This window comes from Pseudomonas sp. Z8(2022), from assembly GCF_025837155.1.
Taxonomy (GTDB): Bacteria; Pseudomonadota; Gammaproteobacteria; order Pseudomonadales; family Pseudomonadaceae; genus Aquipseudomonas.
Genome location: NZ_CP107549.1, coordinates 1,020,803 through 1,047,530 on the forward strand (window position 1 = coordinate 1,020,803; position 26,728 = coordinate 1,047,530).

Genomic DNA, 26,728 nt, shown 5'->3' on the forward strand with positions numbered 1-26,728 from the left:
AACCAATGGGCTGGGCAGGAGCAGTTGGCCAGCAGAGGGAAATGCCGACTAGACTCCAGCCTGACGTTCGAACTTCTTGTCGATGCCGTTGCTGCCAGCGGGTCGCGTGCCTCAAAAGGGTGGGGAAGGCGGACGGAGACTCCAACACAACAAGAGCAACTGGAGGTTTTTGATGAAGATGGTGAAATCCACCCTGGCTGTACTGACCACCGCAGCTGTGCTCGGTGTCAGTGGCTTTGCTCAGGCAGGCGCCACCCTGGATGCAGTGCAGAAGAAAGGCTTCGTGCAGTGCGGTATCAGCGACGGTCTTCCTGGCTTCTCCTACGCCGATGAAAAAGGTAACTACCTGGGGCTGGACGTCGACGTCTGCCGCGCTGTTGCAGCCGCGGTCTTCGGTGACGCCAGCAAGGTCAAGTACAGCCCTCTGACCGCCAAGGAGCGCTTCACCGCGCTGCAGTCCGGCGAAGTCGACATCCTTTCGCGCAACACCACCTGGACCAGCTCGCGCGATGCGGCTCTGGGCCTGAACTTCACCGGCGTGACCTACTACGATGGCCAGGGCTTTCTGGTGAACAAGAAGCTGGGCGTTTCCAGCGCCAAGGAACTGGACGGCGCCACCGTGTGCATCCAGGCCGGTACCACCACTGAGCTGAACCTCTCCGACTACTTCCGTGCCAACGGCATGAAGTACACCCCCATCACTTACGATACCTCCGACGAGAGCGCCAAATCGGTCGAAGCCGGCCGTTGCGACGTTCTGACCTCCGACCAGTCGCAGCTGTACGCACAGCGCATCAAGCTGGCCAACCCGGACGACTACGTCGTACTGCCGGAAGTCATCTCCAAGGAGCCGCTCGGCCCGTCCGTCCGTCAGGGCGACGAGGAGTGGTTCGACATCGTGCGCTGGTCGCTGTTCGCCATGATCAACGCCGAGGAGCTGGGTGTGACTTCGGCCAATGTCGAAGACACCGCGAAGAACACCAAGAACCCCGACGTTGCACGTCTGCTGGGTACCGAAGGTGAGTTCGGCAAGGATCTGAAACTGCCGAAAGACTGGGCTGTTCAGATCGTCAAGCAAGTGGGTAACTACGGTGAAGCCTTCGATCGCAACGTCGGTGCCGGCAGCGAACTGAAGATTGAGCGTGGTCTCAACGCCCTGTGGAACAAGGGTGGTCTGCAATACGCGCCGCCAGTGCGCTGACCATCCACAACGGCAGGCCCTGGGCCTGCCGTTGTCGTTTCCGACTACATGAATCCCCGGTTCGCTGCAGCGAACCGGAGGTTCAACGAGGGCTGTTATGCACACGACCGCTAATGCCCCGCGCCCACGTGGATCGCTTTTGACCGATCCGCAGGTGCGTGCGTGGCTGTTCCAGATCATTGCCGTGGTTGCCGTTGTGGCACTCGGCTGGTTCCTATTCCAGAACACCCAGGCCAACCTTGAGAAGCGCGGAATCATTTCCGGCTTCAGCTTCCTCAACAACAGTGCCGGCTTCGGCATCGCTCAGCACCTGATCGATTATTCCGAGAGCAACTCCTACGGGCGTGTGTTCATCATCGGCCTGCTCAACACCTTGCTGGTGTCGGTCATCGGTATCGTGCTGGCATCCATCCTGGGCTTTCTGCTCGGTATCGCGCGGCTGTCGCCCAACTGGCTGATCAGCAAGCTGGCGACGGTCTACATCGAGATCTTCCGCAACATTCCGCCGTTGCTGCAGATTCTCTTCTGGTATTTCGCGGTGTTCCTGACCCTGCCCGGACCGCGCCAGAGCCTGGACCTCGGGGAAGTCTTCTTCCTCAACAGCCGCGGCCTGTACATGCCGGCGCCGTCGCCATCGGAGAGCTTCGGTCTGTTCGCCGTGGTGCTACTGGCGACCATCGTTGCCATCGTCGTACTCGGGCGTTGGGCCAAGGCGCGGCGTGAGTCCACCGGCAAGATCTTCCCGCTGCTGTGGACGTCGCTGGCGATGATCGTCGGCATCCCTGCGCTGGCGATTCTGATTGACGGCAACCCGCTGGTGTGGAGCGTGCCGGAACTCACCGGCTTCAACTTCCGCGGCGGCTGGGTGCTGATCCCTGAGCTGATGGCGCTGACCCTGGCGCTGACCATCTACACCGCAGCCTTCATCGCCGAGAACGTGCGCTCCGGAATCATGGCGGTGAGCCATGGGCAGACCGAGGCGGCACGCTCGCTCGGCCTGCGCCCCGGCATCACCCTGCGCCTGGTGATCATCCCGCAGTCACTGCGCGTGATCATTCCTCCACTGACCAGCCAGTACCTGAACCTGACCAAGAACTCGTCCCTGGCGGCGGGTATCGGCTATCCGGACATGGTTTCGCTGTTCGCCGGTACGGTGCTCAACCAGACCGGGCAGGCCATCGAGGTGATCGCCATCACCATGAGCGTGTACCTCGCCATCAGCATCAGCATCTCTCTGCTGATGAACTGGTACAACAAGCGCATCGCGCTGACTGAGCGGTAAGGAGCAGCCATGCAGACTCATACGTTTAAACCGGATCTGCCGCCGCCGCGCATGAGCGTCGGCGTGCTGGGTTGGCTCCGTGCCAACCTGTTCTCCAACTGGTTCAACAGCCTGTTGACCATCTTCGCCATCTATCTGCTCTGGCTGGTGATCCCGCCGCTGCTGCAGTGGGCGATCATCGATGCCAACTGGGTTGGTACCACGCGTGCCGACTGCACCAAGGAAGGCGCCTGCTGGGTGTTCATTCAGCAGCGTTTCGGCCAGTTCATGTACGGCTTCTACCCCAGCGAACTGCGCTGGCGCGTGGACGCCACGCTATGGCTGGCGATCATCGGCGCTGCGCCGCTGTTCGTGCCGCAGATGCCGCGCAAGGCGCTTTACGGTCTGGTGTTCCTGGTGGTCTACCCGGTCATCGCCTGGTGCCTGCTGCACGGTGGCGTATTCGGCCTGAGCGTGGTTTCCACCAGCCAGTGGGGCGGCCTGATGCTGACCCTGGTGATCGCCTCCGTGGGCATTACCGGTGCCTTGCCGCTGGGTATCCTGCTGGCGCTGGGGCGACGTTCCAACCTGCCGGCGATCAAGGTCATCTGCGTCACCTTCATCGAGTTCTGGCGCGGTGTGCCGCTGATTACCGTGCTGTTCATGTCCTCGGTGATGCTGCCGTTGTTCCTGCCCGAGGGCATGCACTTCGACAAGCTGATGCGCGCCCTGATCGGGGTGATCCTGTTCCAGTCTGCCTACATCGCCGAAGTGGTGCGTGGCGGCCTGCAGGCCATCCCCAAAGGCCAGTACGAAGCGGCTGCGGCAATGGGGCTGGGCTACTGGCGGATGATGGGGCTGGTGATCCTGCCGCAAGCGCTCAAGCTGGTGATTCCCGGCATCGTCAACGTGTTCATCGCCCTGTTCAAGGACACCAGCCTGGTGATCATCATCGGTCTGTTCGACCTGCTCAACAGCATCAAGCAGGCGACCACCGATCCTTCCTGGCTGGGTATGGCCACCGAGGGCTACGTGTTCGCCGCACTGATCTTCTGGATTTTCTGTTTTGGTATGTCCCGCTACTCCATGCATCTGGAGAGAAAGCTGGATACCGGCCACAAGCGTTAGGAGCTGTTCAGTATCTGCTGCGCGTCGGCCAGGCGGCGTTGAAAACACTCCCGGGATGTTCATGTACAACCGTACATTCCGCTCCCCCGAATGTTTTCGCCTTGCCTGGCTCCAGCTCGCCAGATCCTGAACCAGCTCCTCGAGAGGAGTGAATTATGAGTGAAGTCAACAAGCAACCCAGCGCCGAGCCGATGATCCTGCTGCAGGGCGTGAACAAGTGGTACGGCCAGTTCCACGTGCTCAAGGACATCAACCTCAGCGTGCAACCGGGCGAGCGTATCGTCTTGTGCGGGCCGTCCGGCTCGGGCAAGTCCACCACCATCCGCTGCATCAACCGTCTGGAGGAACACCAGCAGGGGCGCATCGTGGTCGATGGCACCGAGCTGACCAACGATCTCAAGCACATCGAGGCGATTCGTCGCGAAGTGGGCATGGTGTTCCAGCACTTCAACCTGTTCCCCCACCTGACGGTGCTGCAGAACTGCACGCTGGCGCCGATGTGGGTGCGCAAGATGCCCAAGCGTCAGGCCGAGGAAATCGCCATGCATTTCCTTGAGCGGGTGCGTATTCCCGAGCAGGCCAACAAGTATCCGGGGCAGCTTTCCGGTGGTCAGCAGCAGCGGGTGGCGATTGCCCGTGCGCTGTGCATGAAGCCGAAGATCATGCTGTTCGACGAGCCGACTTCGGCACTCGATCCGGAGATGGTCAAAGAGGTGCTGGATACCATGATCGGCCTGGCCGAAGACGGCATGACCATGCTCTGCGTGACCCACGAAATGGGCTTTGCCCGCACCGTGGCCAACCGGGTGATCTTCATGGACAGGGGCGAGATCGTCGAGCAGGCCGAGCCCAACACCTTCTTTACCAATCCGCAGAACGAGCGCACCAAGCTGTTCCTCAGCCAGATCATTCACTGAGTCGCTGCTGCGAGATCGGAAAGGGAGCCTTCGGGCTCCCTTTTCCTTACTGGCTCTGGTGCTGGATGCTGCGCTGCATGCGTTTGCGAAAGGCGCCGGGCGTTTCCCCGCACAGCTGCTTGAAACGCTTGGCGAAGGTGGCGCGGTCGGCGAAGCCGATCTGGCTGGCGACCTGTTCCTGCGATTGCCTGCTTCCGGCCAGTGCCTGTTGCGCCAGGCTGATGCGCAGGCGTTGCAGGTAGTCGCCGGGTGTCAGGCCGGTGGCCTGCCGGAAGCGCCGCAGCAGCGTGCGCGGTGAGCAGTGCGCCTGCTGGGCGAGGCGATTCAGATCGATCGCCTCGGCGTGATGCTCGTGCAGCCAGGCCAGCAGTGGCTGCAATGTGCTGTCATCGGTGGTGGGCAACAGCGGCGCGAAACGCATCTGCGTGCCGCGCTGACGTTCGATCACCATGGTGCTGGCCACCTGCTGGGCCAGCCATTCGCCCGCGTGCAGGGCGATCAGATGCAGGCACAGATCGAGTCCGGCCTGGGCGCCACCCGAGCAGAACAGCGGGCCGTCTTCGGTCAGCAGCAGGTCGCTGCGCAGCCGCACCTGGGGGAAGCGCCGCGCGAAGGCCTCGGCCAGTGCCCAATGCGTGGTTGCCAGGCGGTCGTTGAGCAGGCCGGCGGCGGCCAGCAGGAAGGCGCTGCTGCACAGGCTTGCTAGTTGCTGGTCGGTGCGTCGAGCCAGCCAGGGCAGGAGACTGGCGTTGCTCTCGAGGGTCTTGCTGATGACGCTGCCGGTGGCGGGCACGATCAGCAGGTCGGCCTGTTCGGCCAACTGCAGGCCACCATCGACCTGGATCAGGGCAAAGTCCAGTTGTACCGGCTCACCATCAAGGCTGAAGCGCTGCAGCAGGAAACGAGGAGTACCAGCCAGGTGATTGGCCAGGGAGAAGGCGTCCTGCGCCATGCTCAGGCTGGAGCAGACAGTCTGTGGGCAGACGTACAGGGCCACGCGGAGCATGGGATGGTCTCGAGAAAGGATTGGCGATTATTGACACAAAGTTTTCGATATAGCCAATCGCCCTTTGGGGTTTCGCTGGACAGACTAGGCTCCATCCATACATGTGCGTCAGGTGGCCGCGATTGAGCGGCTGGCCTCTGGCGTCACCGTGGCAGGAGCGCCCCATGAGTCACCCCAATGCCGAACTGATCCAGCATTTCTACAGCGCTTTCCAGAAACTCGATGCCGAAACCATGGCGGCCTGCTACGCCGAGGACGTGCGTTTCTCCGACCCGGTCTTCACCGACCTGCGTGGCACCGAGGTGGGCGATATGTGGCGCATGCTCTGCAGCCGCGCCGAAGACTTTTCGCTGACCTTCGACTCGGTGCAGGCCGATGATCATGCCGGCAGCGCGCGCTGGGTCGCCACCTACCGTTTCAGCGCCACGGGCCGTTTGGTGGTCAACCATATCCGGGCGCGTTTCGTTTTCCGTGACGGGCTGATCGCCGAGCACCGCGATCACTTCGATCTTTGGCGCTGGGCACGTCAGGCGCTGGGGGGCAAAGGGCTGCTGCTGGGCTGGGCTCCGCCGGTCCAGGCTGCCATTCGTCGGCAAGCGGCACGCGGACTGTCCCAATTCCGCGCTTCACGCTGAGGCGGGCGAAGGAACGCAGTGGTAGGCTAGCCGGTCTTAGCCTTCAATAATGAGAGTGCGCACATCGGGTGCCGCATTTCCACTGTCAATCGAGACCTGCCGTGACCGAACTGATCGTAGCCGTAAAACAGGCCAAGGCCTGGGGGGTGCATGCCGTCACTGCCAGTGGTGTGATTCTCGCCCTGCTGGCGCTGCTGGCTGTCCTCGACGGCCAGCCCAAACAATGCCTGATGTGGCTGGGGCTGGCACTGCTGGTCGATGGGCTGGATGGTTCCCTGGCGCGGCGTTACGACGTCAAGGGCGTGCTGCCGCATTTCGATGGTTCCACGCTGGATCTGGTGATCGATTACCTCACCTACGTATTCATCCCCGCGATCTTCCTCTATCGCTTCATCCCGCTCCCCGAATACACCGCGCTTTTCGCCGTCGGCCTGATTCTGGTGTCGTCGCTGTTCTGCTTCTGCAACCTGAACATGAAGAGCAAAGACAACTACTTCGTCGGCTTCCCTGCCGCCTGGAATGTGGTGGTGCTGTATTTCTACATACTCGACATCCATCCCTGGGCGTCGCTGGGCATCATCGTGCTGCTGGCGGGGCTGACCCTGACCAAGATGAAGTTCCTGCACCCGTTCCGTGTGCGTCAGTTCATGCCGCTGAATATCCTGGTGACCTTCGTCTGGATGCTCTCCAGCGCATTGCTGATTGTGCAGCACCCTGCCAACCAGCCCTGGCTGCTGACCCTGTGGTGGCTGGCGTCGGCCTACTTCGTCGGCATGTGCCTGTGGCGTTCGGCGCGTGAGTGGTTCCCGGCACGCGGATGACGGCAGCAATCGACAAAACCTGGTTCGCCTATCTGGTGCGCGCCGCCAATGGCGCCCTGTATTGCGGCATCAGCGATGATCCTCAGCGGCGTTTCGCCCAGCACCAGAGTGGCAAGGGCGCGCGCTTCTTCCACACCAGCCCGGCGCTGGCGCTGGTCTATGTCGAGGCCTGTGCCGGCAAGGGTGATGCCTTGCGGCGCGAGCGGGCGATAAAACGCCTGAGCAAGAGCGCCAAGGAGGCGCTCATTCTGGCTGTTGATGGCCCTCCATCAGCCTGAGACAGTGTGCCTGCCTCGGGCTGGCGGGTAAGCTGGGTGCTTTCGAACCGACGCGGAGCGCACCATGCACGAGTTGATCCTGCACCATTACCCGACCTCGCCATTCGCCGAGAAGGCCCGTCTGATGCTGGGCTTCAAGCAACTGTCATGGCGCTCGGTGATGATCCCTCCGGTGATGCCCAAGCCGGACCTGACCGCGTTGACCGGCGGCTACCGCAAGACGCCGGTGCTGCAGATCGGCGCCGACATCTATTGCGATACCGCGCTGATCGCTCGTCGCCTGGAGGCCGAGAAGACCACGCCTGCGCTGTTTCCCGAAGGGCAGGAATTCAATGTCAGCCTGCTCTCGCAGTGGGCCGACTCCGTACTGTTCCAGCATGCCGTGGCGCTGGTGTTCCAGCCCGAGTCCATGGCGCTGCGCTTCGCCAAGGTGCCGCCCGAGTTCGCCAAGGCCTTTGCCGCCGACCGCAGTGCGCTGTTTGCCAGTGGCAGCGTGAGCCGCCTTTCGCTGGAGCAGGCCAGGCATCAGTGGCCGGCGCTGATGGGGGCATTGCAATGCCAGTTGCAGCGCGAGCAGGGTGATTTCCTTTTCGCTGAACCATCGCACGCCGACTTCTCCGTGGCTCATTGCCTGTGGTTCCTGCGCGGCACGCCGGTCACCTCGCAGCTGGTCGACGACTACCCCGAGATTGCCGCCTGGCTCGCCCGGGTGATGAGCTTCGGTCATGGCTCGTTGAGCGAGATGAGCAGCGAGCAGGCGATTGCCGTGGCGCGTGAGGCAACGCCGGCGGCGCTGCCGGACGAAGCATTCATCGACCCCAATGGTTTCGAGGCTGGGCAGTCTGTGAGCATTGCCGCGGTGGACTATGGTGTCGACCCGGTGCATGGCGAGCTGCTGCATGCCGGGCGCGATGAGCTGATCCTGCGTCGTGAGGATGAGCGCGCCGGCGTGGTGCATGTGCACTTCCCGCGCCTGGGCTTCCGCATCGAGGCGCGTTGATGCACGGCTGCGCCGCCTGTCAGTAGGCGGCGCGGATGGCGCGTACGTCATAGCCGTGAATGACCTGGCCACGCAGGTCGATCACCGGTACGCCGCGGCCGCCAAGCGCCTGGTATTGAGCGCGGCCGACGCTGTCTTTCTCGATATCCACTTCGCGATAGGCGATGCCATCCTGGGCGAACAGCTCGCGGGTCTTGGCACAGTAGCCACACCACTGAGTGGCATAGAGCACGACTTCACCGCTGGCGCTGCGGGCCTGGGGTGGGTCGATCCACCGCTCGATCTTGTCCCAGTGTTGCCACAGGGCCAGAGCGGCGAGCAGCAGCACGATCGTCTTCATGGTCTCGCATCCTTGAGTGATGGCACGGTTGCTTCAGCGTAAACCGTGCCTGGGCATCCAGCCAGTCGGGTGCGATCAGTCCTGACGGCGCTTGAGCTGGTCCTTGAGCTGGGTCGGTAGTTGGCGAATGATCAGCATGTCGCGGCCTTCGTCGTACTCGATCTTCGAGCCCAGTAGGTGCGCCTCGAAGCTGATCGAAAGGCCCTCGGCGCGGCCGGTGAAACGCTGGAACTGGTTCAAGGTGCGCTTGTCCGCCGGAAATTCCGGCGCCATGCCGTAGTCCTTGTTGCGGATGTGCTCGTAGAACGCGCGCGGACGGTCTTCGTCGATCAGCCCGGAGAGTTCGTCGAGGGTGATCGGTTCGCCCAGTTTGGCCTGGCTGGTGGCGTAGCCGACCAGGGCCTTGGTCTTCTCGCGGGCCTGCTCTTCGGGCAGGTCCTCGCTCTCGACGAAATCGCTGAACGCCTTGAGCAGGGTACGCGTCTCGCCCGGGCCGTCGACGCCTTCCTGGCAGCCGATGAAGTCGCGGAAGTAGTCCGAGACCTTCTTGCCGTTCTTGCCTTTGATGAAGGAGATGTACTGCTTGGACTGCTTGTTGTTCTGCCACTCGCTGATGTTGATGCGTGCGGCCAGGTGCAGCTGACCGAGGTCTAGGTGCTTGGCCGGAGTCACGTCCAGCGCGTCGGTCACTGCCACGCCTTCGCTGTGGTGCAGCAGGGCGATGGCCAGGTAGTCGGTCATGCCCTGCTGGTAGTGGGCGAACAGCACGTGGCCGCCGGTGGACAGGTTGGATTCTTCCATCAGCTTCTGCAGATGCTCCACGGCCTGGCGGCTGAAGGCGGTGAAATCCTGTTCGCCATCGAGATAGGCCTTCAGCCAGCCACTGAACGGGTAGGCGCCGGATTCCTCGTGGAACAGGCCCCAGGCCTTGCCCTGCTTGGCGTTGTAGCTCTCGTTGAGGTCGGCCAGCAGGTTCTCCATGGCTTGCGACGTGGCCAGTTCGCTGTCGCGGGCGTGCAGCACGGCGGGGCTGCCGTCGGGCTTCTTGTCGATCAGGTGGACGATGCAGTGGCGGATCGGCATGGCGGTCTCGTGGGCAAATGAAACAGGAGGCGAAGTTTACCCGAAGCGCGGGACGGATTCCGGTGCGGATGTGCCGGTGAGGGAGGATGAAGGTCAAACGGCGGGGCGCTGCCAGAGCCCCGGCCACAGGTATCGGAAATTCCCGTGGGCGGGGCTTTGGGCGTCAGTGCTGACGTTGTTGCAGAGCTTTCAGTCGCTCGATCACGTAGCGCACATGCATGTGCAGTTCGTAGAGCTCGTGGGAGTAGGACAGCGGTACTTCGACTGCGGCGAGCTCGTTTTCCAGATGCTCCAGCCGCTGGATTTCACTGTCCAGTTCGGCAGGCAGGGAGCCGGCATGTAGCTTGCGGTCGATCTCGCGCAGGTACTTGTACCAGCGGTAGATGCGCGCGCGGATGCGCCACTGGTAGATCGGACCGACAGCCTTGAGCAGCGGGATCATCACCACGATCAACGGGATCAGCAGGATGATGTAGCGGTCGGCCAGAGAGGCGATGCGAAATGGCAGGTAGCGCTGCAGGATCGGCAGGCCCTTGTCGTAGTAGTGCACGGCATCCTTGTGCAGGTCGAAGGTGCGCGGCTCGGCGCTGGGGAAAGTACCGGCGGCGTCGAGCAGGGTGCCGTCTCGCATCACTTCGCGGCTGGCCTCGAGAAACAGCGGCACCAGGCCCGGATTGAAGTCCTCATTGACCACCAGCGTGGCGACCGGGGCCAGGGTGATGATGTCGCGGTCCGGTGCGTTGCTGGCCAGGTCGAGCAGGCCTTCGCCGACCCTGACCTGATTGAAGAACGGCAGGCGCGCCTCATAGGCAGCGGCGCGGCGGAAATGCGCCAGGGTAATTTCGGGGCTGGCCGCCAGCTGCTGCACCAGGGCGTTCTCGGCCGGGCCGACGAAGAATGCGGCATCCAGCTCTCCGGCGATCAGCGCGCGGGCAGCCTTGCCGCCACCGAGGCTCTGCCAGGTTTCCGGATACTGTTCCGGTGCGATGGCATTGGCCCCGAGGATTGCGTCGCTGGCGGCGCGAGTGCCGCTGCCGTCGCCACCCAGACCAAGGCGCAGCGGCAGCAGGTCGGCGATGCGGTCCAGCTCAACGTCACGGCGATGGAACAGCCACAGTGGCTCCTGATAGATCGCCCCGAGGCTTTCCAGTCGGACCCGCTCTTCGGGTGCCAGCTGGCGTTCCAGGCCGCTCTGTACCAGGGCGATCTCCACTTGCGGATTGTCCGCCAGCAGGCGCTCGAGGTTATCGCGCGAGCCCGAGGTCGGCACCAGATTCAGTTCGAAGCCTTCCTTGGCCAGTTCTTCCTTCAGGCGTTCGGCGAATTGCTGGTAGGCGCCGCCCTGGGCACCGGTGGCCATGGTGGCGCTCATCGGCGGTGGCGGGGCGACGAACTGGAACAGGGCCCAGATCAGGCCGGTCACCACGGGGACGATCCACAGGTTGGCCATGATCATGATTTTCAGGTCGTGGAATACGCGGCGCATTGGGCATCCTTTCTGCTGTGTCGATTCAAGGATAGAACCCCTGAGCGGCGATGGTCACGCCTCGGTTGTGATGCTGCTCAGGTTTACGCCGTTTTCGACTGTCCGCTGGCGATAAGGTGCAGCTTGCCGAAGGCGCCGCCTGTGTCGCTCAGCTCAGGGCCTTGCGCATCAGGTGCAGGCAATCGAGCAACAGCAGGGTTCCGAGCAGCGCCAGGGCATACAGTGCGTCGCCGCCGAGCATCAGCAGTACGCCGGCGCAGAGCACTGCACTGAGTCCCGCGAGCAGACGCCAGATGCCACGCAGCAATACCCAGCCGGCCGCCATGCTCAGCAGATAGATCAGCACGAAGTTGCCGTTGGCATAGCGGATCAGGTCATCCACGGACAGGTTCAGCGAGGCCGAGAGCGCGGTGCACAGTGCGCAACTGAGTACCACCAGCAACAGCGCTTTGCCGGGTACGCCATGGCGGTTGCGCACGGCCAGCCCGGCTGGCAGGCGGCCCTCGTCGGCCAGGCTCCAGATCAGCCTGGCGAAACCCTGGATATACACGTTCATCGAGGCGAAGCAGGCCAGGTAGCCGAGCACTGTAACCAGCACGCGCGCCTGCTCACCGAGCAGCAGCGAGAACAGCCGGGGCAGGGCCGTGGTATCGCTGTGTACGTCGCCATAGGTGGCGAAGCTCAGCACCGCCACCGAACAGGCCCAGTACACCAGGCCGGCCAGCAGCACGCCGAGCAGCAGCGCCAGAGGGAAATCGCGCTCGGGGTTTTTGAACTCCTCGCCCAGATGAGTGAATGCCTCGATACCGACGAAGCACCAGAACATCACCGCCAGCGCCGTTGGCAGCAGGTGCCATTGTCCGTCCATCGCCGGCAGCAGCGGTTGGCTGGCGTGCGGCAGATCACCGACCCACCAGATCAGCGCCACGCTGGCGACGATGGCCGCAGCAATCACCCCCTGTAGCATGCCCGAGGCTTTCGCCGGGCGTTGGCCGAGCAGAAGAATTGCACCCAGCGTGGCCAGTTCGATGAGCAGCAGGCCGCCGCGATCGAGGTCGAACAGGGCCAGCCAGAAACCGCTGGCGATGTGCAGGGCCGCCGGCAGCCCGACCGGTAGCACGGCAAGAAACAGCAGGGCGCTGACGCCCTCCATGCGCAGGCCGAAGGCGCGGCCGATCAGGTGTGGTGCACCGCCTGCGTGGGGAAAACGCTTGCCCAACAGGGCGAAGGTGAAGGCCACCGGCAATACCAGACCGATCAGTAGCAACCAGGCCCACAGGGAGGCCGCGCCGGCTGCGGTAGCGGCCAGTGCCGGCACGACGAAGATGCCGGTGCCGAGTAATGAAGTGCTGAGCAGGGCGACGCCCTGCAGCAGGCCCAGTTCCTTGTTCAGGCGACTCATGGGGTATCCTCTTTGCGATACCGCCATGGTAGGGCGCGCGCCGCTTGCAGGCTGTCGCCTTTTGCCGACGAAATGGCGGTTTTCTCCGTCAAACCGATTGCCGCCCGAGACGTTTCCGTGGACAAGTTCGATCGCCAGATCCTCGCTCTGCTGCGCAGCGATGCGCGCACCTCCGTCAGCCAGATCGCCCGTGAGGTCAACCTGTCACGTTCGGCGGTCAGCGAGCGGATTCGCTATCTGGAAAGCAGCGGGGTGATCCGCGGTTACCACGCACATGTGGCCGAACCGGGGGAGGCGGGGGTGAAGGCCTTTCTCGAACTCTTCTATCAGGGCCGACGCTGCGAGGAGTACGTCGAGCGCCTGCGCGCGCTGCCCGAAGTCCGTCATTGCAGCGGTATCAGTGGGGAAACCGACATGCTGGTATTCATCGAAGCGCCGAGCATGCTGCGTCTGAGCGAGGTGCGAGGAGCCATCGAGGCGTTTCCCGGCATGCAGAAGGTCAAGACCCATGTGGTGGTCAAGGACTGGGCCATGTAGCACCGCACGCTCGCGCGGCATTGCCAGCCAGTGTCGGCGCAGGCACTGTAGGCGGGTTTTTCGCTTTGGTCGTTTCGCATGCGCATCCTGCACACCTCCGACTGGCACCTGGGCCAGCATTTCATGGGCAAGACCCGTCAGGCCGAGCACCAGGCCTTCTGCGCCTGGCTGCTGGAGCAGGTTCGTGCACATAAAGTGGACGTGGTGCTGATCGCCGGCGACCTGTTCGACACCGGTGCCCCACCCAGTTATGCCCGCGAGCAGTACTACCGCCTGGTCGTTGATCTGCGCGACGCCGGCTGCGCGCTGGTGGTGCTCGGCGGCAATCACGATTCACCGGCCATGCTGGGCGAGAGCCGCAGCCTGCTGGCGCAGCTGGGTACCCGGGTGGTGCCGGGTGTGGGGCTCGATCCTGCGGACCAGGTGCTGGTGCTGCGTGACCGCACCGGTCAGCCGGGCGCAGTTCTGTGCGCCATTCCCTTTATCCGTCCGCGCGAGGTCATGGCCAGCCAGGCCGGGCAGAGCGCACAGGACAAGCAGCAGTCGCTGCAGCAGGCCATCGCCGAGCACTATCAGGCACTGTATGAGCTGGCGCTGCGCGAGCGCGAGACGTTGGGGCTGGCGCTGCCGGTCATCGCCACCGGCCACCTGACCACGGTGGGCGCCAGCGCCAGCGAGTCGGTGCGCGAGATCTACGTCGGCAGCCTCGAGGCTTTTCCCACCAGCGCCTTCCCGCCGGCGGACTACATCGCCCTCGGCCATATCCACCGCCCGCAGAAGGTCGGTGGGCTGGAGCATATCCGCTACAGTGGCTCGCCCATTACCCTCTCGTTCGACGAGGCGCGCCAGCAGAAGGAAGTGCTGTTGCTGGAGTTCGGCGAGTCCGCGCTGCAATTGATCACACCACTGCCGGTGCCGGTATTCCAGCCCATGCTCAGCCTGCGCGGTTCGCTCAAGGAGCTGGCCGATGCTATCGCCGAGCAGGCCAGCCTGGGTACGCCCGAGCGCCCGGTGTGGCTGGAAGTACAGGTCAGCACCGACGATTACCTCAGCGATCTGCAAAGCCGCATCAATGCGCTGTGCGAAGGTCTGCCGGTGGAGGTGCTGCGCATCCGCCGCGAACGCGGCAACAGCGCCGCCAGCCTTGCCAGCGAAGCGCGGGAGACACTGGATGAACTGTCCGTCGAAGACGTGTTCGTCCGCCGCCTGCAGCAGGAATCGCTGGATGAAGACGACGCCCTACGTCTGCAGGGGTTGTATCGGCAGGTGGTGGAAACGCTGCAGGCCGGGCGGGATTGAACTCGGTGGCTGGCTTGCAGCCAGTCCCGTGAAGCTGCATTGGCGAACATCGAGGAGACGGTCATGCAACGACCCATGCGCAATCTCGCCGTGGCGCTGATCACGGCGGCCATACTGGCTGGCTGCAGCAGCGCTCCAGAGCCGGACCCGGCGCAGACCGAACAGTGGCTCGGCCGCTGGAATGGGCCTGAAGGCACCTATCTGGAGATCACCGGCACGCCGGCCGATTACCGCCTGACCATCGCCGATCTCGACGGTCCGCGGCGTTTTGTCGGCCGCGTGCAGGGGGCGAAGATCGTCTTCGTCCGTGACGGCGTGGTGGAGACGCTGAGCGCCAGCGACGGCGAGGCCACCGGCATGAAATGGCTGGCCGACAAGCACGACTGCCTGACCGTGCGCCGTGGCGAGGGCTATTGCCGCGACTGAGCCGTTACGCGGCGCGGATATGCCAGAATGACCGCCTTCAACGGCTTACGACCTGTGCATGAAAATCCTCAGCCTGCGCCTCAAGAACCTCAACTCGCTCAAGGGCGAATGGAAGATCGATTTTGCCGCCGAGCCCTTCGCTGGCAGTGGCCTGTTCGCCATCACCGGGCCCACCGGTGCGGGCAAGACCACCCTGCTCGACGCCATCTGCCTGGCCCTGTATCACCGCACGCCGCGCATGAGCACGCTGTCGGCCAGTGGCAACGAGCTGATGACCCGGCACACGGCCGACTGCCTGGCCGAGGTCGAATTCGAGGTGAAGGGGCAGGGCTACCGCGCCTTCTGGAGCCAGCGCCGCGCGCGGGACAAGGTCGAAGGTGCGTTGCAGGCGCCCAAGGTCGAGCTGGCGCGCATCGCCGATGGTGAAATCCTCACCGACAAGATTCGTGAAAAGGAACAGCTCACCGCCGAGCTGACCGGTCTCGACTTCGAGCGTTTCACCAAGTCCATGCTGCTGGCCCAGGGCGGCTTCGCGGCCTTTCTCGAAGCCAACGCCAACCAGCGCGCCGAACTGCTGGAGGAACTGACCGGCACCGAGGTGTATGGGCAGATTTCGCAGCAGGTCTATGAACGCACCAAGGCCGCCGAGCAGGCGCTGAACCTGTTGAAAAGCCGCGCTCAGGGCATGGAGTTGCTGGACGAGGCGCAGCGCACCGAACTGCAGGCCGAGCATCAGCGCCTGAGCCAGGAAGAGGCGCCGCTGTTGGAGCGGCAGCAGGCGCTGCAAGGCCAGCGCCGCTGGCGAGAGGCGCTGCAACAGGCCGAGCAGCAACGCGGGCGGGCAGGCCTGGCGCTGGAGCAGGCGCAGCAGGCGCGCAACGAGGCGGCAGACGATCTGCAGCGCCTGGCTGCCAGTGAACCGGCTGCGCGCCTGCTGCCGCTGTATCAGAGCTGGCAGCAGGTGCTGGCGGATCAAAAGCAGGCGCAGCAAGCGCTGGACGATTTGCAGGCGCAACAACGCCACAGCGGCGAGCATGAACGCCAGCAACTCTGGTTGGCCAGCCGCTATGCCTGGCAGTGCCTGAGCCTGCGTCAACGCGAACAGCAGCGGCTGGCCGAACAGCGCGAAGCACTGCAGGCGCGTCTGAGCGCTACCCCGCAACGGGCGCGGTTGGGCGAGATGCTGGGTGGCTGGCGTGCGCAGTTCGATCAGCGTGGGCAACTGCTCAGGGACAGGCAGGCACTGCAGTCGCGCATTGCGCAGGAACACGGGCAGCTCGCTGTCATGCAACAGCAGCGCGATCAACTCGGCACGCAACAGACGGACGCGGCGACGCGCCTGGAGCAGACGCGAACCCTCGAAGCCAGGCAGCAGGAAGAACTACAGGCGCTACTCGGCGACGCTGACGAGGCCGCGCTGCGTCAGCACTGGCAGCAGCTGCAGGTGCAGGGAAGGGCGCTGGACCGTCTGGAACAGTTGGCGCAGAGCCGCGAGCAGACGGCCGATCAGATCGCTGAGCTTACTCCGCGCCTGGCACAGCTGCAGGCGCAGCACGCCGGCAGGAACGATGAAATCACCGCCCTGCGCGAACGCTACAGGCTGCTCAGGCAGCAGGTCGCCGACAAGGAAAGGCTGCTGGAGCAGGAGCAGCGTATCCAGGATCTGGAAGCCTACCGCGCCCAGTTGCAGCCGGGAGAGGCCTGCCCGCTGTGCGGCTCGCCCGAGCATCCGGCGGTCCGCCAGTACCAGGCGCTCGACGTCTCCGCCACGCGCCAGGCGCTGCAGCAGTGTCGCAGCGAGCTGGCGCAGCTGGAGAGCCAGGGCGCTGCGCTGAGCAACGAGCTTACCCGTCTGGCCACACAGATCGAGCAACTCCAGCAGCAGCTGCAGCAGGCACGGCAACAGGCGGCTCAGCTGGACGCGCGCTGGCAGCAGCAAACGGCCGAGCAGGCCTTGCAGGTCGCTGACGCTGCCACGCTGCGGCAGTTGCAGCGGGACCACGAGCAGAATCTTGCGCAGCTGCAGCAGCGTCTCGCCCAGGTCGACACCAGCCAGGCCGAGCTGGCGCAGGCGCGCAGTGCGCGCGAGGCGGCCGAGCGCGCCTTGGCCGATATGCAGCAGCGCCAGGCTTTGCTGGCGCGTGATGAGGCAAACCTGCAGACCCGCCTGCGCGAACAGGGTGAGCAGCTGCAGCGCCTGGAGCAGGAGCTGCAGCGTCACGAGCAGGCCTTGCTGGCCAGCCTCGAAGGTTTTGCCGCAGCGCTTCCGGAGGACGCCGACAGCTGGCTGAGTGAGCAGGCAGGCGTGTGGCGTGACTGGCAGGAGGCTCAGGCGCAGGATCAGCAACTGCAGGAGCAGCAGCGCGAGACGCAGCGCCTGCTCGCCGAAGCCGAGACCCAGGCCGGGCAATGGCAGCAGCGCTGGCAGAACGAGGGTGCCCAGGCGCTGGCCGAGCCCGAGCCGGCGGTACAGCCCGAGCAGGCCCTGCAAGGCGCCATCGACAGCCTGACCAGCGCGCAGCGCGAAGGCGATGCCCTGCATGGCCGCTTGCAGAGCCAGCAGAGCCTGTTGCACCAACTTAAGCAGCGCCTGCGCGAAACCGAGCAGCGCTGGCAGCAGGCGCTGGCGTCCAGCCCCTTCAGCGATCTGCCGGCGTTTCTCGCTGCAGTGCTCGACGAGGACGAGCGCGAGCGGCTGAAGAATTTGCAGGCACGCCTGCAGCAGGCTGTCACCGAGGCCACGACGCTGCTGGCCGCCGCTGACGCGCAGGTGCAGCAACTCAACGCCGCGCCGCAGACCGAACTGACGCTGAGCCAGCTGGACGAGCAGTTGCAGGCGTTGCAAGTGCAACTGCGCGAGCTGAGCCAGCGCCAGGGCGAGCTGCGCGCACAACTGCAGGCCGATGATGCACGGCGCAGCAGCCAGCAGGCGCTGTTCGCCGAGATCGCCACGCAGGAGGGCGAGCATGCGCTGTGGCAGCAGCTCAACGGTCTGATCGGTTCGGCCGACGGGGCCAAGTTCCGCAAGTTCGCCCAGGGCCTGACCCTCGATCACCTGATTCACCTGGCCAACCGCCAACTGGCACGCCTGCATGGCCGCTACCAGCTGGCGCGCAAGAGCAGTGGCGAACTGGAGCTGGAGGTTTGTGATACCTGGCAGGCCGACGTGTCGCGTGATTGCCGCACGCTGTCCGGCGGCGAGAGTTTTCTGGTCAGCCTGGCGCTGGCCCTGGCGTTGTCGGATCTGGTCAGCCACAAGACCAGCATCGACTCGCTGTTCCTCGATGAAGGCTTCGGCACGCTCGATGGCGAGACGCTGGAAGTGGCGCTCGATGCGCTGGACAACCTCAACGCCAGCGGCAAGACCATCGGTGTGATCAGCCACGTCGAGGCGATGAAGGAACGCATTCCCGTGCAGTTGCGGGTGCACAAGGGCGTCGGCCTCGGCTACAGCCGGCTCGACGCGCGTTTTGCAGTGAAGGAAGGAGCGTAGCGATGCTGATGCGAGCGAAGGATTCCACCCTGCTGGTGATCGACCTGCAGGAACGCCTGCTGCCGGCCATCGACGGCGGTGCGGCGGTGGTCGAGCAGGCCGCCTGGCTGGTCCAGGTGGCGCAGCGCCTGCAGGTGCCGGTGATCACCACCGAGCAGTACCCCAGGGGGCTGGGGACGACCGAGCCGGGCCTGCGCGCACTGCTGCCGGACGCGGGCATGCGTGAGAAGATCCACTTCTCCGCCACCGCTGGCGCCGGATTGTTCGATCTGTCGGGCGGCGAGCGCCGGCAATTCATCGTCTGCGGTACGGAAACCCACGTCTGCGTGCTGCAGACGGTACTGGGCCTGCTGGCGGCCGGGCGTGAAGTGTTCGTGGTGGACGAGGCGGTCGGCTCGCGGCGGCCACGGGACAAGGAGCTGGGCCTGGCACGGATGGAGCGCGCCGGGGCGGTGATCGTCTCGCGCGAGATGGTCGCCTTCGAGTGGCTCGAGCAGGCGGGTACCGAGCTGTTTCGCGAGGTCAGCCGCGCTTTCATTCGCTGACCCGGCATCGCTGCGTGCGTAGTCGGGCCTGTACTCGATTGCGGCAGACGACTTCGGCTGAATGTGCCTATGCTTGAGGCAGACAAGAAGTCGGTGACGAGCCGCGTATCGAATGCCGCTGCCCCGGGCATTCCAGTGATGGAGTTACGTTTTGCACAAAGTGCTGCATTGCTGCCTGCTCTGGCTGTTGGCCGGCGCCTGTTATGGCGCGCAGCCGACGCTGACCTTCTGTCACGAGGATCAGAACTCCTTCCCCTGGGTGATGACCGACGGTACAGGCCTGAACCTGGAGCTGCTCGGCCTGGTGCAGCAGGCCCTGGAGCTGCAGGTCGTATACGTCGCAGTACCCTGGAGACGCTGCCTATCGGGTCTTGAGCAGGGCATCTACGACGGCGCCTTCGCCGCCAGTTTCAAACCCGGGCGCATCGCGCTGGGACGTTATCCCGTCGATGCCGAGGGACGTCCGGATCCTCTCAGGCGCCTGCATACCTCTCGCTACGCTCTGTACCGCCGCGCCGGCAGCGCGGTGTCCTGGGATGGCCAGCAGTTCGCCCATCTGAGTGGCAGAGTCGGCTCGCTCAGCGGGTTTTCCATTCGGGACCTGTTGCTGATTCACGGCCTCGAAGTGGACGAGTCCAGCCGCGATCCGCTGGCGCTGTTGCAGATGTTGGTGCACGGCCGGGTCGAGGCGGTCGCTCTGCAGACCATGCGGGGGGATTTCGTCCTGCAGGCCAATCCGCATCTCAGCCGCCACGTGGAGAAACTGCCGCAGTTGCTCGAGGAAAAGCCCTACTACCTGATGCTGTCCAATGCGTTGCTGTCGCGCGACCCCGCGTTGGCCGAGCGGATCTGGAACGAGGTGCAGCGTCAGCGTGAATCAAAGTCCTATCTGGCCCGTGTGAGGGACTATCTGGCGAGGCCCGGCCACTGAGAGAAAGTTCATCCGGGCTATTCCCGCACGGCTCCGGCATCGCTAGAGTCCGCTCCTTCTCACATGCATCGGTTCGGGTGAATCGCCCATGACTTTCGCTGCCTGGCTGACCATCGGCCTGTTCGTTCTCACCTACCTGGGCATGGCCGCGGGCGGCATCCGCGGCCTGCGCATAGACCGCAGCTGGATCGCCTGTTGCGCTGCGGTGCTGCTGCTGTTCAGCGGCGCACTGAGCATGGACGAGGCGGCGCATCATCTCGATCCCGGCGCCTTGTTGCTCCTGCTGGCGCTGATGCTGATCTCCGCGCAGTTCGACTTCTCCGGGGTATACGCCTGGCTCAACCGCTACCTGACCGAGCATGCCGAGCGTCCGGCGGTACTGTTGCTCGGTGTGGTGCTGCTGGGCGGCGTGCTCTCGGCGGTGCTGGTCAACGATATCGTCGCCTTTGCTCTGACCCCGCTGCTGTGCCGCAGCCTGCAACTGCGCGGTCTCGATCCTCGGCCGTTCCTGCTCGCGCTGGCGTTGTCATGCAATGCCGGCTCGGCGGCGAGCCTGATCGGCAATCCGCAGAACATTCTCATCGGCCAGGCCGGTGGCCTGGATTTCTGGGGGTATGTGGCCGTGGCCGGGCCGCCCGCAGTGGCGGCGATGGCCATCGTCTATGCGGTGATCTGGCTGCAGTGGCGGCGGCGCTGGGGCGAGGCCAGGGCTCTGGTCGCCGACGATACGGCGGTGGAGCTTATTCACGGCGCGCGCAGCTACATCAAGCCGCTGCTGGCCAGTCTGGCGCTGCTGGCGCTGTTCGCCACTTCGTTGCCACGCGAGCTGTCGGCGCTGCTGGTGGCGGTGCTGGTGATGATCTCGCGGCGAGTCGACAGCCGCGACTACGTGCACAAGGTGGACTGGAACCTGCTGCTGCTGTTCGCCGGGCTATTCCTGGTCAGCGGCGCGGCGTTGCAGCTGCCGCAGCTGGCTCAGGGCGCCGCATGGATGGCCGAGCACGGCCTGTTGCCGCAGGGCGTCTGGTCGCTGACCACGGCCTCGCTGCTGGCGAGCAATCTGATCGGCAACGTGCCCTTCGTGGTGCTGCTGCTGGGATTGATGCCGGAGCTGTCGCCTTCGGTGCTGATCGGCCTGGCACTGATGTCCACCCTGGCCGGAAACCTGCTGCTGATCGGTAGCGTGGTCAACCTGATCGTCGCAGAAGGGGCCAGACGCCAGGGCGTGCGCGTGAGCTTCGTCGACTATGCGCGCAGCGGCGTGCCGGTGACGCTGCTGAGCATGACTGTGGCCGGGCTGTGGCTGGGCCTCGGCGGCTGGTTGCCCTGGTAGGTCTTTGACGGCGGGCTAGCAACTGCGGGCCCGGCTCCAGGCCTGGCGCTGCCCGACGTCCTTGAAGGTCCAGGCCACCAGGCGGCTCTGCTTCTGCCCCTGGGACATGCCGAGGATGCGCACCTCGGTTGCGCCGGCCCTGGTCAGCCAGCCTTGCAGCAGTTCCACATTGCTGCCCTTGGATACCAGGCTGGTGAACCACAGCACCTGTTCGGCGACCGCCGCGCTCTCGCTGGCCATGCGCTTGAGAAACGCCGCTTCGCCACCCGGGCACCACAGCTCGGCCGCCTGGCCGCCGAAATTCAGCACCGGCAGCTTGCGTTTGGGATCGAGCTTGCCGAGATTGCGCCACTTGCGCGTACTGCCACTGCTGGCCTCGGCAGCGGAGGTGTGAAAGGGCGGATTGCACAGGGTCAGGTCGAAGCGCTCGTCCGCCTGCAGCAGGCCGATAAAAATGTGCTCGGCATCCGGCTGCTGGCGCAGTTCGACGGCGCCGCGCAGCTGCGCGTTGTGCTGCACGATGGCGCGCGCCGAGGCCAGCGCCTCGGCGGCGATGTCCGCACCGACAAAGTGCCAGCCGTACTCGCAGTGGCCGATCAGCGGGTAGATGCAGTTGGCGCCGACACCGATATCCAGCGCGCGGACCGACTCGCCACGGGGAATCTGTCCGTCATGGTCGCTGGCCAGCAGATCGGCGAGGTTGTGCAGGTAGTCGGCACGCCCCGGAATTGGCGGACACAGGTAGCCCTCGGGGATGTCCCAGTGGTTGATGCCGTAGTACCGACGCAGCAGCGCGCGGTTGAACACCTTGACCGCTGCCGGGTCGGCGAAGTCGATGCTCGGCTTGCCATAGGGATTGGTGATGACGAAACGGCCCAGCTCCGGGCTCTGCCCGATCAGCTCGGGAAAGTCGTAGCGCCCCTTGTGCCGGTTGCGCGGATGCAGCTGGCCCTTGACCGGCGTGGTCTTGACGGCAGGAGGGGCAGGTTTGCGCGGGCGTCTGGGTGGTTTTTGCATGGCGGGCATCTGGCTGAGCGGGCGCGCGATTTTCCCATGCTTTGCCGGGCTTTGCAGGTGCTTGTGCCTCGCCCTGGTTGCAGGGCGAGGCGGCACGCGCTAGAGCGGGAAGATCAGCGGCACTAGCAGCACGCTGACGATCATCACCAGCAGGGTGAACGGCACGCCGACGCGCACGAAATCAGCGAAGCGGTACTGGCCGGGGCCGAGCACCAGGGTGTTCACCGGCGAGGAGATCGGTGTCATGAACGCCGCCGATGCGGCCAGCGCCACGATCATGGCGAAGGGGTAGGGCGAGACGCCCAGGGTCTGCGCCGTGGCGATGGCTACCGGGCCCATCAGCACCGCCGTCGCGGTGTTGGATATGAACAGGCCGATCAGCGCGGTGGCGGCGAACAGGCTGGCGAGAATGGCGTAGGGCCCGGCGTCGCCGAGCAGTGCCACCAGGCCGTGCACCGCCAGGTCGATGCCACCGGTCTGCTGCAGTGCCTGGGCAAAGGGCAGCATGCCGACGATAAGGATCAGGGTCGGCCAGTGGATCGAGCGGTAGGCGCTGTCCAGATCGATGCAGCGAAACGCGCCCATCAGCAGGCAGGCGATCAGTGCGGCGAGCACGTTGGGCACCAGGCCGCTGACCATCAGCACGATCATCACAGCCAGACTGAGCAGGGCGTAGGGCGCCTTGCGCGCGGCTGGCGCCACTTCGTCCACCTCGGCGGGCAGGCTCAGCACCAGGAAATCGCGGCTCAGTCCCTGCAGGCGGTGGATGGCTTTCCAGTCACCGGCGACCAGCAGGGTGTCCGAGGCCTTCAGGCGTTCATCCACCAGCACGCCCTCCAGCGCCTGGCCGTGCCGGCGCAGACCGACGACGTTGAGCTTGTGCCGGCTGCGGAAGCCGACCTCCTGAATGGTCTTGCCCAGCAGCTTCGACTCCGGCGGCAGCGCCACCTCCACCAGCCCCAACTGGTGGGCATGCACGCTGTAGTAGGAATTGGGCAGCGGCATCGGCTCCAGGCCGAGACTCCGGTAGATGCCGAGCAGGGCAATGGACGGGCTGACCAGATCGACCAGCAGCACATCGCCGGGCTGCAGCAGGGTGTTGCCCGTGGCCATCAGCAACAGGTTGCGGAACTTGCTCTGGCGCTCGACGGCAATCACGTTGATGCCGTACTGCTGGCGCAGCTCCAGTTCGTTGAGCGGCTGGCTGGCCAGGGGCGAGTTGGGCATTACCCGCAGCCGTCGCTCGCGTTCCACCAGGCGGTAGGCCTGGGCCAGATCGGCCAGGGTCAGACGCGGAGCGCCGGCATCGCCCTGCGCATCGCCGCGCTGCAGCCAGTTGCGGGTCAGCAGCATGTAGACGATGCCGAGCAGGAGGATCGCCAGGCCGATCGGCGTCATGCTGAAAAAGCCGAAACCCTCCAGCCCGGCGCGGCGCAGTTCGGCATGTACCACCAGGTTGGGCGCAGTGGCGACCAGGGTGAGCATGCCGCTGATCAGTCCGGCGAAGGCCAGCGGCATCATCAGCCGCGCCGGAGAAATGCGCAGGCGGGCGGCCACGCCCAGCGCCACCGGGATGAAGATGGCCACCACACCGGTGGAGCTCATCACCGAGCCGAGCCCGGCTGCGGCCAGCATCAGCAGGATCAGCAGGCGCGTCTCGCTGCTGCCGGCGGTTTTCACCAGCCAGTCGCCGAGGCGGTAGGCGATGCCGGTGCGTACCAGCCCGGCGCCGATGACGAACAGCGCGGCGATCAGAATCACGTTGGGATCGCTGAAGCCCGACAGGGTCTGATGCACGTCAAGGACGCCAGTCAGTGGCAGGGCAACCAGTACCAGCAGGGCCACCACGTCCATGCGCGGCTTGCCGACGACGAAAAGAATAACGGCACCGGCGAGCAGGGCCAGGGTGCAGAGCAGATCAGGGGTCATGGAGAATCCTCGGGAAACGCCCGGATTATCTCAGGGGTAATCGAGGGTTGCCTTGATCTGCTGCAGGTTGGCGGCGATCCACTTCGGATTGATCGGCCCCCAGTCGCGAATCAGGTAATGGCCGCTGTTGTTGCGTTCGCCATCGCCCTGCTGGAACTGGCAATCGATGTCCAGCTCGGACAGGGCGGCGAGGGTGTCCTGGGCGGTGCGTCGCGGCATGCCGGTGGCGGCCATCAGCGCCGGGACGCTGGCGGCGGTGCCGCTGTCGATCAGCCAGGCGACATACAGGCGACGGTAGAAGCTGGTGCGGGTCTTGCTGATTTCCATATCGAAGTCCTCGGCCCTACAGGCCCTGGTGGGCGGCGCGGCGACGCAGGGTGCGGTGGCGGCTGTTGAAAAAGAATTGCAGCAGCGGACGCACCAGCACCGCGGGCAGCAGCGGGTCGATGGTCAGCTCGTCGGTCAGGCGGGTGCCCTCTTCGCGTAGTTCGATGCGCCGCGCATGGCGCCAGCGACGCATGAAGGTGGTCGGCGACTGCTCCACCAGGCTGGCGCCCGGGTTGAGCGATTGCAGGGTCAACTGGCTGGTGCCGATAGGGATTACGCCGAACAGCCGCAGCCAGCTGGTGAACAGCGGTTGTCCCGGTTCGAACGACAGGTCTTCGAGATTGCACAGACCTTTGGGCAGGCTCATCCACAGCCAGGGATGCATCTCGGCGCGCAGGCTGCGCACATCGGTGATCCAGCGCCAGACGCATTCCGGGTCGGCGGGCAGGGTGGAGGTGAAGCTCAGGTGCAGGGTCATGGGCGCATCGAGCGCTGTTGGCTCCGGTTATACCGCTGGCGGGCGGCTGACAGGAGGTCATCCTGCCAGCCTCTGCGCCCGAGGTGAAGAGGGGCGTTCAATCAGCCCAGCAGCAGGGCGTCGTCGGCCAGTTTCTCGCCGCGTACCTTCTCGAACATCTGCAGCAGATCCGGCACGTCCAGCCCCTTGCGCTGCTCGCCGGCTACATCCAGTACCACCTGGCCCTGGTGCAGCATCACCGTGCGGTCGCCGACGTCCAGCGCCTGGCGCATGCTGTGGGTGACCATCATGGTGGTGAGCTGCTTCTCGGCGACGATGCGCGCGGTCAGCTGCAGGACGAAATCGGCGGTGCGCGGATCAAGCGCCGCGGTGTGTTCGTCGAGCAGCAGGATGCGTGACGGCTGCAGCGCCGCCATCAGCAGGCTGACGGCCTGGCGCTGGCCGCCGGAAAGCAGGCCGATGCGGTCGGCCAGGCGATTTTCCAGGCCCAGGCCCAGGGTCGCCAGGCTTTCGCGGAAGCCCTCGCGCATTGATGCCCGTACCGCGCGGGACAGGCCGCGGCGCTGGCCGCGCTGCTGCGCCAGGGCCATGTTTTCCTCGATGGTGAGGTCTTCGCAGGTGCCCGCCATGGGGTCCTGGAAAACCCGGGCCACGCGCTGGGCGCGGCTCCATACCGGCAGGCGGGTGACATCCTCGTCGTCGATCATGATCTTGCCACTGTCCACCGGCAGATCGCCGGACACGGCGTTGAGGAAGGTGGACTTGCCGGCACCGTTGGTGCCGATCACGGTGACGAACTGGCCGCTCGGGATATCCAGCGACAGGCCCTGCAGCGCGCGGGTTTCAATCGGCGTGCCGGCGTTGAAGGTGATCTTGAGGTTCTGTGCGCTGAGCATCAGATGTGCCTCCTGCGGGCCAGGCGTTTCTTCAGCAGCGGGATTACCAGAGCGATGACCACCAGCACGGCGGTGACCAGGTTCAGATCCTGCGCCTGCAGGCCAATGAAGTCGCTGTTCAGCGCCAGGGCGATGAAGAAGCGGTAGACGATGGCGCCGAGGATCACCGCCAGGGTGAGGTAGAACAGGCGGCGCGCCGGCAGGATGCTTTCACCGACGATCACTGCGGCCAGGCCGATGACGATGGTGCCGATGCCCATGGAGATGTCGGCGCCGCCCTGGGTCTGCGCGAACAGCGAACCGGCCAGTGCCACCAGCGCGTTGGAGATGGCCATGCCGAGGATGACCATGGCGCCGGTGTTGACGCCTTGCGAACGCGCCATGCGCGGGTTGGAACCGGTGGCGCGGATGGCCAGTCCCTGCTGGGTGGCGAAGTAGCCGTCCAGCGCCAGCTTGGCACCGATCACCACCACCAGCAGGATCAGCGGGCGGGCTACGTAGTCGATCAGCCATTCGGGCTGCAGGATGGTGAAGATGGTCGGCTCCATGATCAGCGGCACGTTGGGCCGGCCCATGATGCGCAGGTTGATCGAATACAGCGCGATCATCATCAGGATGCTGGCCAGCAGGTCCATGATCTTCAGGTGCACATTGAGCACCGCGGTGACCACACCGGCCAGCGCACCGGCGGCGGTGGCGATCAGGGTGGCGAGAAAGGGATCGGTACCGTTGGCGATGAGCACGGCGCACACCGCACCACCCAGCGGGAAGCTGCCGTCCACGGTCAGGTCGGGGAAACGCAGCAGACGGAAGGAGATGAATACGCCAAGCGCCACCAGGCTGAAGATCAGGCCGATCTCGAAAGCGCCGAACAGGGAAAACAGGGACATAGGGGTGACCTAGTGGGTGAAAGGAGCAACGCGTCGTGGCGCAGGAGGATAGCTCGCTCTTGCGTCACG

At 64.9% G+C, this 26,728-nt stretch carries 26 protein-coding genes; 15 read left to right on the plus strand and 11 right to left on the minus strand.

The window, feature by feature from the left end:
- Window positions 1–172: 172 nt before the first annotated feature.
- The 4 genes from OEG79_RS04840 to OEG79_RS04855 all read left to right on the plus strand — a co-directional run bounded on the left by OEG79_RS04840 (window position 173) and on the right by OEG79_RS04855 (window position 4,507).
- Window positions 173–1,201, plus strand: coding sequence for an amino acid ABC transporter substrate-binding protein (locus tag OEG79_RS04840; protein ID WP_264147682.1), 1,029 nt, complete (start codon window positions 173–175; stop codon window positions 1,199–1,201).
- 97 nt (window positions 1,202–1,298) lie between these two features.
- Window positions 1,299–2,483 (plus strand): amino acid ABC transporter permease, encoded by a 1,185-nt coding sequence (locus OEG79_RS04845; protein WP_264147683.1) that lies wholly within the window; start codon window positions 1,299–1,301, stop codon window positions 2,481–2,483.
- A 9-nt stretch (window positions 2,484–2,492) separates the two neighbouring features.
- Complete coding sequence (locus tag OEG79_RS04850; RefSeq protein WP_264147684.1) at window positions 2,493–3,590, plus strand: amino acid ABC transporter permease; 1,098 nt, start codon at window positions 2,493–2,495, stop codon at window positions 3,588–3,590.
- Window positions 3,591–3,745: 155 nt separating this feature from the next.
- Window positions 3,746–4,507 carry an amino acid ABC transporter ATP-binding protein gene (locus tag OEG79_RS04855; RefSeq protein ID WP_264147685.1) on the plus strand — a complete coding sequence of 254 codons (762 nt, stop codon included), beginning with the start codon at window positions 3,746–3,748 and terminating at the stop codon, window positions 4,505–4,507.
- A gap of 46 nt (window positions 4,508–4,553) precedes the next feature.
- Here OEG79_RS04855 and OEG79_RS04860 read toward each other — a convergent pair whose 3' ends face one another.
- Window positions 4,554–5,513: a GlxA family transcriptional regulator gene (locus OEG79_RS04860; protein ID WP_264147686.1), complete on the minus strand. Its 960-nt coding sequence runs from the start codon at window positions 5,511–5,513 to the stop codon at window positions 4,554–4,556.
- A gap of 164 nt (window positions 5,514–5,677) precedes the next feature.
- Between OEG79_RS04860 and OEG79_RS04865 the strand changes: the two genes are divergently transcribed.
- The 4 genes from OEG79_RS04865 to OEG79_RS04880 all read left to right on the plus strand — a co-directional run bounded on the left by OEG79_RS04865 (window position 5,678) and on the right by OEG79_RS04880 (window position 8,247).
- A complete protein-coding gene (locus tag OEG79_RS04865) occupies window positions 5,678–6,148 on the plus strand; it encodes a nuclear transport factor 2 family protein (RefSeq protein ID WP_264147687.1) in 471 nt (156 codons plus the stop codon).
- A gap of 101 nt (window positions 6,149–6,249) precedes the next feature.
- A complete protein-coding gene (gene pcsA, locus OEG79_RS04870) occupies window positions 6,250–6,969 on the plus strand; it encodes a phosphatidylcholine synthase (protein ID WP_264147688.1) in 720 nt (239 codons plus the stop codon).
- Window positions 6,966–7,247: a GIY-YIG nuclease family protein gene (locus OEG79_RS04875; RefSeq protein WP_264147689.1), complete on the plus strand. Its 282-nt coding sequence runs from the start codon at window positions 6,966–6,968 to the stop codon at window positions 7,245–7,247. Before pcsA ends, OEG79_RS04875 begins: the two co-directional genes overlap by 4 nt.
- Window positions 7,248–7,311: 64 nt before the next feature.
- A complete protein-coding gene (locus OEG79_RS04880) occupies window positions 7,312–8,247 on the plus strand; it encodes a glutathione S-transferase family protein (RefSeq protein WP_264147690.1) in 936 nt (311 codons plus the stop codon).
- Between the two features lie 19 nt (window positions 8,248–8,266).
- Here the strand turns inward: OEG79_RS04880 and OEG79_RS04885 are convergent, their stop codons facing one another.
- The 4 genes from OEG79_RS04885 to yjeH all read right to left on the minus strand — a co-directional run bounded on the left by OEG79_RS04885 (window position 8,267) and on the right by yjeH (window position 12,558).
- Window positions 8,267–8,587, minus strand: a complete 321-nt coding sequence (locus tag OEG79_RS04885) for a glutaredoxin family protein (protein ID WP_264147691.1) — start codon at window positions 8,585–8,587, stop codon at window positions 8,267–8,269.
- Between the two features lie 75 nt (window positions 8,588–8,662).
- Window positions 8,663–9,670: a nucleoid-associated protein YejK gene (gene yejK, locus OEG79_RS04890; protein WP_264147692.1), complete on the minus strand. Its 1,008-nt coding sequence runs from the start codon at window positions 9,668–9,670 to the stop codon at window positions 8,663–8,665.
- Between the two features lie 163 nt (window positions 9,671–9,833).
- Window positions 9,834–11,156 carry a TAXI family TRAP transporter solute-binding subunit gene (locus OEG79_RS04895; protein WP_264147693.1) on the minus strand — a complete coding sequence of 441 codons (1,323 nt, stop codon included), beginning with the start codon at window positions 11,154–11,156 and terminating at the stop codon, window positions 9,834–9,836.
- A gap of 148 nt (window positions 11,157–11,304) precedes the next feature.
- The gene (gene yjeH / locus OEG79_RS04900; RefSeq protein WP_264147694.1) at window positions 11,305–12,558 is read right to left on the minus strand and encodes an L-methionine/branched-chain amino acid transporter; all 1,254 of its coding nucleotides are present in this window, start codon (window positions 12,556–12,558) and stop codon (window positions 11,305–11,307) included.
- 117 nt (window positions 12,559–12,675) lie between these two features.
- Here yjeH and OEG79_RS04905 point away from each other — a divergent pair, with 117 nt between their 5' ends.
- The 7 genes from OEG79_RS04905 (at window position 12,676) to OEG79_RS04935 (ending at window position 21,122) form a co-directional block, all read left to right on the plus strand.
- Entirely contained in the window at window positions 12,676–13,095 is a 420-nt protein-coding gene (locus OEG79_RS04905) for an Lrp/AsnC family transcriptional regulator (protein WP_264147695.1), read from the plus strand.
- 78 nt (window positions 13,096–13,173) lie between these two features.
- Window positions 13,174–14,394, plus strand: coding sequence for an exonuclease subunit SbcD (sbcD, locus tag OEG79_RS04910; protein WP_264147696.1), 1,221 nt, complete (start codon window positions 13,174–13,176; stop codon window positions 14,392–14,394).
- A gap of 63 nt (window positions 14,395–14,457) precedes the next feature.
- The gene (locus OEG79_RS04915) at window positions 14,458–14,820 is read left to right on the plus strand and encodes a hypothetical protein (protein WP_264147697.1); all 363 of its coding nucleotides are present in this window, start codon (window positions 14,458–14,460) and stop codon (window positions 14,818–14,820) included.
- A 58-nt stretch (window positions 14,821–14,878) separates the two neighbouring features.
- Window positions 14,879–18,313 (plus strand): AAA family ATPase, encoded by a 3,435-nt coding sequence (locus OEG79_RS04920; protein WP_264147698.1) that lies wholly within the window; start codon window positions 14,879–14,881, stop codon window positions 18,311–18,313.
- Window positions 18,314–18,315: 2 nt separating this feature from the next.
- Window positions 18,316–18,858, plus strand: coding sequence for a hydrolase (locus tag OEG79_RS04925; protein WP_264147699.1), 543 nt, complete (start codon window positions 18,316–18,318; stop codon window positions 18,856–18,858).
- A gap of 151 nt (window positions 18,859–19,009) precedes the next feature.
- Complete coding sequence (locus OEG79_RS04930; RefSeq protein ID WP_413247525.1) at window positions 19,010–19,789, plus strand: substrate-binding periplasmic protein; 780 nt, start codon at window positions 19,010–19,012, stop codon at window positions 19,787–19,789.
- 88 nt (window positions 19,790–19,877) lie between these two features.
- A complete protein-coding gene (locus tag OEG79_RS04935) occupies window positions 19,878–21,122 on the plus strand; it encodes an SLC13 family permease (RefSeq protein ID WP_264147700.1) in 1,245 nt (414 codons plus the stop codon).
- A 15-nt stretch (window positions 21,123–21,137) separates the two neighbouring features.
- On the opposite strand, the gene rlmF is transcribed toward OEG79_RS04935, so the two are convergent.
- The 6 genes from rlmF to OEG79_RS04965 all read right to left on the minus strand — a co-directional run bounded on the left by rlmF (window position 21,138) and on the right by OEG79_RS04965 (window position 26,659).
- Entirely contained in the window at window positions 21,138–22,139 is a 1,002-nt protein-coding gene (rlmF, locus tag OEG79_RS04940) for a 23S rRNA (adenine(1618)-N(6))-methyltransferase RlmF (RefSeq protein WP_264147701.1), read from the minus strand.
- 99 nt (window positions 22,140–22,238) lie between these two features.
- Complete coding sequence (locus OEG79_RS04945; protein ID WP_264147702.1) at window positions 22,239–24,068, minus strand: SLC13 family permease; 1,830 nt, start codon at window positions 24,066–24,068, stop codon at window positions 22,239–22,241.
- A 30-nt stretch (window positions 24,069–24,098) separates the two neighbouring features.
- Window positions 24,099–24,395, minus strand: a complete 297-nt coding sequence (locus tag OEG79_RS04950) for a winged helix-turn-helix domain-containing protein (protein ID WP_264147703.1) — start codon at window positions 24,393–24,395, stop codon at window positions 24,099–24,101.
- 16 nt (window positions 24,396–24,411) lie between these two features.
- The gene (locus OEG79_RS04955) at window positions 24,412–24,873 is read right to left on the minus strand and encodes a hypothetical protein (protein WP_264147704.1); all 462 of its coding nucleotides are present in this window, start codon (window positions 24,871–24,873) and stop codon (window positions 24,412–24,414) included.
- 101 nt (window positions 24,874–24,974) lie between these two features.
- Window positions 24,975–25,769, minus strand: a complete 795-nt coding sequence (locus OEG79_RS04960) for an ABC transporter ATP-binding protein (RefSeq protein ID WP_264147705.1) — start codon at window positions 25,767–25,769, stop codon at window positions 24,975–24,977.
- Window positions 25,769–26,659 carry an ABC transporter permease gene (locus OEG79_RS04965; RefSeq protein WP_264147706.1) on the minus strand — a complete coding sequence of 297 codons (891 nt, stop codon included), beginning with the start codon at window positions 26,657–26,659 and terminating at the stop codon, window positions 25,769–25,771. Before OEG79_RS04965 ends, OEG79_RS04960 begins: the two co-directional genes overlap by 1 nt.
- Between the last annotated feature and the right edge of the window lie 69 nt (window positions 26,660–26,728).

What these genes read in the sequence shown, in the direction of transcription:
- OEG79_RS04840 (WP_264147682.1), top strand. Translation starts at nt 173, where the DNA reads ATGAAGATGGTGAAATCCACCCTGGCTGTACTGACCACCGCAGCTGTG.
- OEG79_RS04855 (WP_264147685.1), top strand. Translation starts at nt 3,746, where the DNA reads ATGAGTGAAGTCAACAAGCAACCCAGCGCCGAGCCGATGATCCTGCTG.
- OEG79_RS04880 (WP_264147690.1), top strand. Translation starts at nt 7,312, where the DNA reads ATGCACGAGTTGATCCTGCACCATTACCCGACCTCGCCATTCGCCGAG.
- OEG79_RS04860 (WP_264147686.1), bottom strand. Translation starts at nt 5,513, where the DNA reads ATGCTCCGCGTGGCCCTGTACGTCTGCCCACAGACTGTCTGCTCCAGC.
- rlmF (WP_264147701.1), bottom strand. Translation starts at nt 22,139, where the DNA reads ATGCAAAAACCACCCAGACGCCCGCGCAAACCTGCCCCTCCTGCCGTC.
- OEG79_RS04915 (WP_264147697.1), top strand. Translation starts at nt 14,458, where the DNA reads ATGCAACGACCCATGCGCAATCTCGCCGTGGCGCTGATCACGGCGGCC.
- OEG79_RS04920 (WP_264147698.1), top strand. Translation starts at nt 14,879, where the DNA reads ATGAAAATCCTCAGCCTGCGCCTCAAGAACCTCAACTCGCTCAAGGGC.
- OEG79_RS04845 (WP_264147683.1), top strand. Translation starts at nt 1,299, where the DNA reads ATGCACACGACCGCTAATGCCCCGCGCCCACGTGGATCGCTTTTGACC.
- OEG79_RS04950 (WP_264147703.1), bottom strand. Translation starts at nt 24,395, where the DNA reads ATGGAAATCAGCAAGACCCGCACCAGCTTCTACCGTCGCCTGTATGTC.
- OEG79_RS04935 (WP_264147700.1), top strand. Translation starts at nt 19,878, where the DNA reads ATGACTTTCGCTGCCTGGCTGACCATCGGCCTGTTCGTTCTCACCTAC.
- yjeH (WP_264147694.1), bottom strand. Translation starts at nt 12,558, where the DNA reads ATGAGTCGCCTGAACAAGGAACTGGGCCTGCTGCAGGGCGTCGCCCTG.
- OEG79_RS04955 (WP_264147704.1), bottom strand. Translation starts at nt 24,873, where the DNA reads ATGACCCTGCACCTGAGCTTCACCTCCACCCTGCCCGCCGACCCGGAA.
- OEG79_RS04875 (WP_264147689.1), top strand. Translation starts at nt 6,966, where the DNA reads ATGACGGCAGCAATCGACAAAACCTGGTTCGCCTATCTGGTGCGCGCC.
- sbcD (WP_264147696.1), top strand. Translation starts at nt 13,174, where the DNA reads ATGCGCATCCTGCACACCTCCGACTGGCACCTGGGCCAGCATTTCATG.
- OEG79_RS04965 (WP_264147706.1), bottom strand. Translation starts at nt 26,659, where the DNA reads ATGTCCCTGTTTTCCCTGTTCGGCGCTTTCGAGATCGGCCTGATCTTC.
- OEG79_RS04885 (WP_264147691.1), bottom strand. Translation starts at nt 8,587, where the DNA reads ATGAAGACGATCGTGCTGCTGCTCGCCGCTCTGGCCCTGTGGCAACAC.
- OEG79_RS04850 (WP_264147684.1), top strand. Translation starts at nt 2,493, where the DNA reads ATGCAGACTCATACGTTTAAACCGGATCTGCCGCCGCCGCGCATGAGC.
- OEG79_RS04865 (WP_264147687.1), top strand. Translation starts at nt 5,678, where the DNA reads ATGAGTCACCCCAATGCCGAACTGATCCAGCATTTCTACAGCGCTTTC.
- OEG79_RS04925 (WP_264147699.1), top strand. Translation starts at nt 18,316, where the DNA reads ATGCTGATGCGAGCGAAGGATTCCACCCTGCTGGTGATCGACCTGCAG.
- OEG79_RS04895 (WP_264147693.1), bottom strand. Translation starts at nt 11,156, where the DNA reads ATGCGCCGCGTATTCCACGACCTGAAAATCATGATCATGGCCAACCTG.
- OEG79_RS04945 (WP_264147702.1), bottom strand. Translation starts at nt 24,068, where the DNA reads ATGACCCCTGATCTGCTCTGCACCCTGGCCCTGCTCGCCGGTGCCGTT.
- yejK (WP_264147692.1), bottom strand. Translation starts at nt 9,670, where the DNA reads ATGCCGATCCGCCACTGCATCGTCCACCTGATCGACAAGAAGCCCGAC.
- OEG79_RS04960 (WP_264147705.1), bottom strand. Translation starts at nt 25,769, where the DNA reads ATGCTCAGCGCACAGAACCTCAAGATCACCTTCAACGCCGGCACGCCG.